Genomic DNA, 1,906 nt, shown 5'->3' with positions numbered 1-1,906 from the left:
CGCCGGCGCAGCCCGCGAGCACGACGGCCACGGCCAATAGCAGCCCGGTCAACTTGCGCATCACACGCCCCTCTCGGCGTGCTCCCGCGGCCGAGGCTGATGCTCTTTGCGTTCTGGGGCAATCGGTTTCATCGGCAGCGGACTGGTGGTGACCTTGTGTCCGCGCACCAGCGGAAGCGTCAGCCGGAAGCAGGCGCCGTTGCCCGGTTCGCCCCACGCTTCCAGCCGCCCCTGGTGCAGGCGGGCGTCCTCGACGCTGATCGCCAACCCCAGCCCGGTCCCACCGGATCGCCGCACCCGCGACGGGTCCGAACGCCAGAATCTGCTGAACACCAGCTTCTCCTCGCCCGGCCGTAGCCCGACGCCGTAGTCGCGGACGGTGACGGCGACGGTGTCTTCGTCGGCTGCCATCCGAATCCGCACCGGCTTGTGCTCGGCATGGTCGATCGCGTTGGCGATCAGGTTGCGCAGGATCCGCTCGACGCGTCGCGGGTCGACTTCGGCGATCACCCCTTCGGGCGGCATGTCGACAATGAGCTGGACGCCTGCACCTTCGGCGAGGTGACCCACATTGCCCAGCGCGCTGTTGACCGTGGTGCGCAGGTCGACGGCCTCCACCGACAGTTCGGCCACTCCGGCGTCGTGGCGGGAGATTTCCAGCAGATCGTTGAGCAGAGTTTCGAACCGGTCCAGCTCGCTGACCATCAGTTCAGTGGACCGCTGCAGCGCCGGTTCGAGGTCCTCGCTGTGGTCGTAGATCAGGTCGGCGGCCATCCGTACGGTGGTCAGCGGGGTGCGCAACTCGTGGCTGACGTCGGAGGTGAAACGGCGCTGGAGGTTGCCGAACTCCTCCAGTTGGGCGATCTGTCGCGACAGGCTTTCGGCCATGTCGTTGAACGACACCGCCAGCCGGGCCATGTCGTCCTCGCCGCGGATCGGCATCCGCTCCGACAGATGTCCTTCGGCGAACCGTTCGGCTGTCCGGGCGGCGGCCCGCACCGGCACCACCACCTGGCGAGTGACCAGCCACGCGATGCCGGCCAGCAGCACCATCAACACCAGCCCTCCGGTGGCCATCGTGCCGCGGACCAATGCGATCGTGCTCTGCTCGTTGCCCAACGGGAAAATCAGGTAGAGCTCAAGGTTGGTCACCCGCGACGATGTCGGAGTGCCGATCACCAGCGCCGGACCCGAAAAGCCTTCGGTGTGCACGGTCGCGTACTGATAGGCGACCTGCCCGGCCTTGACGAAGTCCCGCAGGGCATTGGGCAACTGGTCGACGGGGCCGGCCGCGGCCGCGGGCCTGGGACCGTAACCGGGCACCACCAGCACCGCGTCGAACGCGCCGGCCAGTCCGGCGCCGGACGTCGGATCGGTTTTGGACGTCAACGTGTTGCGGGCCAGCTGCAGGCTGCTGTCCAGCGACCGCGCCTCCTCGCCGCTGACGATCCCGCTGACCGTGTTACGGGCCCGCTCGATCTGCTCGGTGGCCGCACGGACCTTGACATCAAGTACGCGGTTGGTGACCTGACTGGTCAGCGTGAAGCCGAGCACCAGGATCACCGCCAGCGACATTCCCAGCGTCAGGGTGATGACCCGAAGCTGCAATGAGCGGCGCCAAGCCGCGCCGACGGCGCGGCTCAATGTACCCATGCCCCGCATCACGGGACCGGAACGGCCCGAACGGCCGCGAATTCTTGGCCTCGAGCCCCACATCAAGACATTCCGGTCACGGAGGTCCGGCCTTGTAACCCACTCCTCGAACGGTCAGCACTACGGTCGGGTTTTCAGGATCTTTTTCCACCTTGGCGCGCAGACGTTGGACATGCACGTTCACCAAGCGGGTGTCCGCTGGGTGACGGTATCCCCACACCTGTTCGAGCAGCACATCACGAGTAAACACCTG

Annotated in this window: 1 protein-coding gene and 1 pseudogene; both read right to left on the bottom strand. The window is 66.8% G+C overall.

Going from position 1 to position 1,906, the window contains the following annotated elements; genetic code table 11:
- Positions 1-60: 60 nt before the first annotated feature.
- The gene (gene mtrB / locus WBF82_RS09535) at positions 61-1,719 is read right to left on the bottom strand and encodes an MtrAB system histidine kinase MtrB (RefSeq protein ID WP_424382800.1); all 1,659 of its coding nucleotides are present in this window, start codon (positions 1,717-1,719) and stop codon (positions 61-63) included.
- A 10-nt stretch (positions 1,720-1,729) separates the two neighbouring features.
- Positions 1,730-1,906: pseudogene (gene mtrA, locus WBF82_RS09530) on the bottom strand (two-component system response regulator MtrA); the annotation flags it as partial.

This window comes from Mycobacterium sp. (genome assembly GCF_049673265.1).
GTDB lineage: Bacteria > Actinomycetota > Actinomycetes > Mycobacteriales > Mycobacteriaceae > Mycobacterium.
The sequence above is the reverse complement of the archived record's forward strand: the minus strand, read 5'-3'. Positions and strand labels throughout refer to the sequence as shown.